This window comes from Streptomyces sp. SID13666 (assembly GCF_010548325.1).
Classification (GTDB): domain Bacteria; phylum Actinomycetota; class Actinomycetes; order Streptomycetales; family Streptomycetaceae; genus Actinacidiphila; species Actinacidiphila fildesensis.
Map to the genome: position 1 here is coordinate 22,824 of NZ_JAAGLX010000072.1, position 7,104 is coordinate 29,927.

The 7,104-nt window shown below is 67.9% G+C and carries 2 protein-coding genes; one reads left to right on the plus strand and one right to left on the minus strand.

The genetic code is table 11. The features are described 5' to 3' along the window. Positions 1–243: 243 nt before the first annotated feature. Complete coding sequence (locus G3I60_RS41405) at positions 244–1,329, minus strand: hypothetical protein (protein ID WP_164295488.1); 1,086 nt, start codon at positions 1,327–1,329, stop codon at positions 244–246. Between the two features lie 1,401 nt (positions 1,330–2,730). Here G3I60_RS41405 and G3I60_RS41410 point away from each other — a divergent pair. After that, positions 2,731–7,035 (plus strand): sacsin N-terminal ATP-binding-like domain-containing protein, encoded by a 4,305-nt coding sequence (locus G3I60_RS41410; protein ID WP_164608472.1) that lies wholly within the window; start codon positions 2,731–2,733, stop codon positions 7,033–7,035. The last annotated feature ends 69 nt before the right edge of the window (positions 7,036–7,104 follow it).

Here is a 7,104-nt window from a genome sequence, read left to right on the forward strand (position 1 = left end):
GTCGACGCCCGCGTTGCGGTGGGCGTCGGTGGCGAATCCGCGTACGCCACCGTTCCCGTGGGACCCGAAGTGGCTAAGAGTGCTCCCGCCACCGTGGTCGCGAGCAGGCTCACTAAACGACGAACGGGCGCCACAAGTCCCCCCAGGAACTACGCACACAATTGTTCGAGACTCGAAAGTCTGTCAGCGTGCCGAGGAGACGGTCAACCAGCGGAAGTCATGGTTCGGTACGGAGACCAACGGTTATCGGACATCGTCGGCGGGCACCAGAGCCCGGCCGAAGTCGGCACGTGCCTGGTCAACGATCGAGGGCGAGGGTCCGCCGGGGCGGAGCCACTCGGCCAGATCCGGTGCTTCGACGAGTGTGCGTCCGGCAGTGACGTGCGTCACCGTCCACCGGGAGAGATCCGAGACCTGGGCCAGGTGTTCGTCGGTGAGCAATTGCATGCAGTGGGCGTCGGGGACGAACCGGTTCCACAGGTCCGCATGCATGCGCAGTGCGTAGGCCGGGATCTCTTCCCTCAGCGGCGGCAGGGCCCGGCCGCGTGCATCCCAGAGGTATGCCTGGCGCGGCGTCGGCGCCACGAAGGCGTAGTGCGCGTACTCCGCTTCGGCGAGGATCGCCGCGCGGGCCCGGTCTGCCTGAGCCGCCAGGGGCGCGGACGCGTCATGGGTCTGGTACATCGCCTGGCCGTCCGAGCCGATCTCAGCCATTGCCGCCCGCGATGCGAGCGCGTCCGTGTACAGCACCGCACCGGAGGAAGCCACGTGCAGCATGGACGCCAGGTGCACCGCTACCTCGCTGGTGGCGTCGAGCTGACTCATCCCGCAACTGCCGACGTAGGCGTCCCCTCCGGCCTCGGCCGCCCAGCGCACCGCCCGCTCGGCCCAGCCCGACATACCGGCACGGTCCAGCGCGGACAATGCACCCAGCGCGATGTATGCCGTCATCATCGGATCAGGCGAATCCCAGGCCGGCAGACGGACGGTCGTCGTGGCCCGCAGCTCACCCGACAGCCCGCCCGCCCGCACCCGGCCGCGGAAGGCCGCCAGCCAGGCATCCAGCGCCTCCTCACTCTCCATCGACCCCAGCCTCACAGAGAAACCCGCGAGGCTTGCTGTCAGCAAGGACCCCCAGATGGAGTCCGGCGCCACCTGATTGGCTACATCATTGGCCGTGCCTACCGCCTGACGCACCACATCGACAACCGCCGCCGCACCGCCACCGTCATCCGGAGCGAACTCCACCCGAACCTCATCGAAGCCATTGGCCTCCAGTTCATGGAAAATGCTGTCGAGGTCGATACGGACGCCGTCACGGTTCGCCATGCCGCCAGAGTATGGCGAACGCCCGCCGTCTGAGCCGAGGTTCGGCGCAAGGGCGGTATCCGCGTGTAGACGGCAGCTTGCCCGGGGCGGGCGTCGGACGGCTGCTCGAAACGCTCGTGGCTTGGTGACCTGGTGGTTTCGCACCGCGGCAGCGGCGGGAGTAGCTCCGTGGCTGGTGTTGAGCGCGGGATGGAATACCCGTCGGGTCCGCGGACCAACTGGGGACCACCTCGTCAAGCGGGCCGGTCGGACCTACCGGGGCTGGGCGCGACCTTGAACGTGGTGGAGTCCCCACAATTGTTCGGGGCTGTCATGCGAAGGCGGCAGGACCCGCAACGCACAGGGCTCCCGCGCCGTTGAGGGGGGTGTTCGAGGTCTCAACCCACGTGCACAGGAGCCTCGTTGGTCCTCCATTCGTCGGCTGGGGGTCCCCAACATTGCGAGCTTTCATCGGTGGGCCGGCCTGGTTCGACTGTTCCGCGCCAACGCCTCGCGCGTCTCGGCGGGGACGAGGCTGGCGGTTGATCAGCCTGGGTCCCACAGCAGATGCGATATCGAACAAATGATCTGTTTTGCGAGATTTGAGACGTCCTGGACTGGTGCTGCGTGATACTGCAGGAGAGAAGCCCGGGTCCCCTGGCGCGCGCGGTGTCCTAGCAGAGGGCCGGACGATGGTGGGTTCAAGAGCGTTCCCCGCGAGGTCCTCGGGCCCCTAGTCCGTGGACTAGGGGCCCGAGGACCTCGCGGCGACGACCTGCAGCGCGGATAACGAGCCGGCCGCCACGCGAACGTGAGCCGTCGTCGCCCTGCTGTCCCATCACCAGACCACGGACTTCCCCCTCGACCCAACAGGCAGGACGTCCACCCACCGAGGTCCTCGACACCCCACCGCCAACTATGCGCGAGCTCGTTAGAACTCATCAACGTACTCCACCCGGCCCCCGCTGGTTCCTGATTGCCTGGTATGCGCTGGGTTCTTCTGCAGCGTCGCCCCGCGGCTCTGCGGGCTGCAGTAGTCGAGTTGGCACCTCTTGCCGACTGCGTCGGTCCTGGGCCGGGCGAACCGATGTGCACATTTCCGCCTCAGAACGTTCCCTCTTCTGGTCGCCTCGCGTCGTGCCGGGCCCGTGTAGATCCGTCAAGGAGATGCCCATTAGCAGCAGGCGCTGACAGTCGGCACGGGCAGCCACGAGGTTTCCGCCACTTCGACGGACCACGTTGAGGTGAGCTTGGCCTTCCCACCTGGACAGCGAGGCTTGGAAGCAGATAACGGTGCGGGCTGCATCGCCTCGTTCGGGCACTCGGAGACTGGCTTGATCACGATGGTTGGTGATCGTGGGTGCCTCGGCACCCGCGAAGCTTACGGTCCGTAACACAGCACCGAAGGGGAGAGATACCAGCGTGGACAGTGAAGAGCTCACGTCGGCGGTACGGAGGCTGCTGGAGAATCCGCATGCAGACCCGGAGTTGGAGGTCTCGGGAGTTGAGCAGGCCGCCGACGCAGTGCGTCTCCTCGACCAAGGACTGCGCGGAGGGTTGGGCGTCTTTCGCAGCATGGCGGCGGGCGCGCAGCAGGGTGCCGAATCGCTATCCTCCGACTCCCTGCAGGTGCTCTCCGAGTTCGTACAGAACGCCAACGACGCAGGTGCCGGGCGACTGCGCTTCTGGTGGAGCCCCGAGGCCCTGCTGGTCGCCCACGATGGTGTCCCTGTCCGCCTCCGCGACATTCTGCTGCTGGGAATGCCCTGGCTCACCGGCAAGACTACTGACGCCCAGAGCACCGGTCGCTTCGGCATCGGTCTTTCGACGCTCAGGGCTCTGGCCCCGGCCTGGGAGGTCCACTGCCACCCCTTCCACCTGCGGTACGCCGGTCTCACTCTGGAACCCGTTGCTCGGCCCGAGTTGCCGGAGGAGATCGCCGGGCCAGGGTGGACGGTCTTCCGGATCCCCCTGGAACCTGGACAGTTGCCTGCGGAACAGCTCTTCGCCTGGTTCGAGAGCTGGAGCGACGCTTCCCTGCTCTTCCTGCGCCATCTCGAACACATCGAGGTGACAGGCGGTGAACACAGCACCGTACTGCGGCTGTCCTGGGAGGAAGCCGCACACACGAGGGTGGAGGTCGGCGGCACGGACACCAGTGTGGTCGTGCGGCACGCCACGACGAGCGAGGGAACAGTCTGGCGCGTGTACGAAGCACAGGTCACGCCGCACCCTGAATGGAGACGTCACCACAAGGCCCTCGGGGACGAGGTTCCCGTGGCAGTGGCGCTCCCGCTGCGAGTCGATGGCGACGGTAGCGTCCACGCCGGCCTGCCTGTCGCACCGCTCCACATGGCCGCCCGCGTCCACACTCAGTTCGACCCCGTGGCCAGCCGAGAGGGCTTCGCGAGCAGCCGCCTGAACCAGCAGCTCGTGCCGCTGGTCGCCGACCTGTGGGAGGCTGCCGTCCGTGACGTACTCGGACACGTGGATCCGGCCGCCTGGCACCTCGTCCCCCTCCCGCCGACAGGCGGAGCTACGCCGCCACACCACCTGCAGGACGTGATCAGGTCGACGCTCCAGGCCCGCGCCCGGCAGTCGCTCGCCGTGAGCCTCGTCCTGCCGGCGTCCGACGACGGCCCCCCAGCGCCGCTGGCCGAGTTCGCGGTCGAAGAGAGCGCCCTGACCGGTGTGATCGACGACACCGAGGTCACTCGCCTGTCCGGCGCCCCCTACGCCTTTCCTTACGCCGCCCGCGACCGGGCCGGCCGCTGGCGTCGCGTCCTCGCGGACTGGCGCGCGGCGGGGGCGGCCGAGCTGCGCCCCGAAGTGCGGGTCGCGGACGCGCTCGTCCTCTTCGGCGACGAGGACCGCGAGGTCGAGCGAACCATCCGGCTCGCCGCGGTCGTCCTCGAAACCGGCCAGGAGTTCACGCTGGCGCAATGGCCGTGTCTCGTTACAGCCGAGAGACGTTCGCTGAATCCGTCTGACCGCAGGCACGCGTACGCCGAAGGGCCGGGCAGCGTGACCGGACCCCTGGACCACCTGGGCGTCGTGCACGATCTGCACCCCGCCTTCTGGGCCGAGGAACCTGCCGCGAAGAGGATGCTGGACTGGCTACGGCGTCGAGGATCGCTGATCCGGCGGGACGACATCTCAAGCGTCCTTGGGATCGTGGCCCGGCTCGGCGAGTCGGGCGGACGACTGCCCGACACCGACGAACCACAGGAGATCGCCCGCCTCATCTCCCTCCAAAGCGCCCTCGGCGACCTGCCGAAGAAGGCCCGGAACATCCTCGGACCCAAGATCGGGCGGGCCGTCCGGCTGAACGGATTCACGTTCAACGACCAGGGCGAGGAAGAGCACCGCAGGGTGGATCCGGCCGCCGCCTATCTTCCGGCGGCGCTGGAGAGCGCCGACCGTGACCGGTTCGCCGTCGCTGCCCGCAAGACCTTGGGGCTCGTCTGGGTGCACCGCTCCTACGCGCGATCGCTCCTGTCCACCGCACAGGGCAACGGCCTGAGCAGAACGGCCTTTCTCCGGCTCCTCGGCGTCGCGGACGCGCCTCGCCTGTCACCCGTCCCGCGTGACCGGTTCGATCCCGGGTACTTCAAGCAGTACGCGGCGGACCCCCGGACCGGTCTGGCACGTCAGTGCATGTGGAACCTCCCAGACCGCCGGAAGGCGATGGCCGAGAACGGAGCGACCCACACGCTGGACGACCTTGTCAGCCCCGATCTCCGCGCCGTGGTGGCCGACATCGTGGCCGAGGAAAGCGTGGATGAGCGTCGGCGGCGCACGGCAGCACTGCTGCGCACGCTCGCGGGCCCACTGACGAGTTCCGACCATGCACGGGTGCCGATGGCCCGGGCGGACCGCAAGTGGTTCGTCCGGGGCGAGACGTCGGCCCTGTGGGTCTGGCAGCTGCGGGATACGGCCTGGCTCGAGGACGCCACCGGTGTTCTGCGGCCCCCAGCCACGCTTCAGCTACGGACGCCTGATGCCATGGCCATCTACGGTCACGACGACCCCGGCTACCTTCAGGGAGACATTCAGCAGGCCCTGGCCACCCGTACCGACGTCCTGAAGCTCCTCGGCGTTTCCGGTGATCCCGACGTTACACGGCTCGCGAACCGGCTCCGCGAACTGCGGGAGCGCACAGGCGAAGGCGACGAGATCGGCGACGGCCTGCGGGCGGAGACGCTGCTCGTGTACCGGGCCCTCGCCCGACGTCTCGCCGACCGCTCGGGTGAGACCCCGCGGTCCGAGGTGGAGAAGAACATCCGCTACGCCTTCATGGGGGAGGAGCTTGTCCTGACCGACCAGGGCTGGAAAACCTCGGACGAGTGCTTCAGCGGTACCGCCGTTCTGCGCGGATTCCGCCCCTTCACGTTCACCGAGCCTGGCCTCGAACCCCTGTGGCAACTCCTCGGTATCGGCGAACCCGATGCCGACGACCTGGCCGACGTACTGAAAGAGATCGCCCGGCAGGACAACGCTCCCGCACCCCGGGATCAGCAGGTGATGCTCAACGCCCTGCGCTGCCTACGGGACTGGCTCGCTTCTACCGAGGGACAGGTCCCGCTCGCCGTGCGCAACAAGCTGCGCCCGCTCCCCCTGTGGACAACAGCCGGGTGGACGCGCACCAAGCCTGTGTACGCCGTGGATCATCCGGGCGTCGAACGCGCCCTCGCGGAGCGGCTGCCACTCTGGACGCCTGGAGGCGACGTCCAGCAGTTCGCCTCACTGTTCGGACTACTCAAGGTCACCCCGCTGGACGTCCTCGGTGCACACGTCGTCGATGCTCACGAACCGGTACCGGACAGCACCCTCACCGACGACTTCCGCCGCGCGGTCGTCGCGCTCCAAGACCTTCTCGTACGGGACGAGCCCGAGCTGGCAGAGTCCTTCACCGATTGGAACTGGCTGGCGAGCCTGGAAGTACGGCTCCATCCCCATCTGCGAATCCGTCTGGAACCGGACGGACCGCATGAACCGATCGAGTTCCCTATCGACGCGCAGATCACTCGCGAGCAGGGCGCCGTCTTCCTCCGATCCGCCGAGGCACTGCGGACCAAGGTGGGCGCGGGGATGGCGATCGCCTCCCTCTTCCCCGGGCAACGGCACCGAGTCGGTCACCGTTGGCGAGACGTCTGGGAGGAGCGTCTAGTGGACACCGCCGTCGAGACTGCACTCACGTCCAGCGGCCAGCAGGACCAAGAGGACCGCCGGCGGCTCGACGAACATCTGCACCAAAGGGAGCAAGCGAGCCCGGCCGCGCGGCCCGCACCGACTGCCCCAGCCTCACGTCAGACACCCCCGTGGACCCCGAGCGGTGTGCCAGCACCGCGAACCCCTTCCGCTCCGTCGTTGACCACCCTGCCGAGCACACCGCCGCCCTCGCCACAGCCAGCCCCGCCGTCATCTGTGCGCCGCCTCGTCAGTGAAGCTACCTTCGACGGCGACCCTCGCACGGTCACCACGAATGGACCTTCACTACCGTCCGCGAGCGATACTTCTCTTTCAGGATATTTGCGTACCGGCGGGATCAGTCCGCAGCCGTCATCCCTTCCCCTCTCCCGGCCCGGCGGTAGCCCACCTCGGGAGCAGTCCGCTCTCGTGGGCTACCGGGACCCTGACAAGGAGCGACTGGTTCTGCGGGCGCTAGGTGTTCTGTCCATGGAGGTTGGTGACAGCGATCACGGCGGGGTGATCTTGTACGAGTGAGGGCCTTCCGGGTTCGGTGTGGATTGCGACATCTACACGGAACGATCAGAAGGCCCTCATGCCCCACCG

Bases quoted from the DNA above. Each gene is read 5' to 3' on its own strand.
- G3I60_RS41405 (WP_164295488.1), bottom strand. From the start codon at position 1,329: ATGGCGAACCGTGACGGCGTCCGTATCGACCTCGACAGCATTTTCCAT.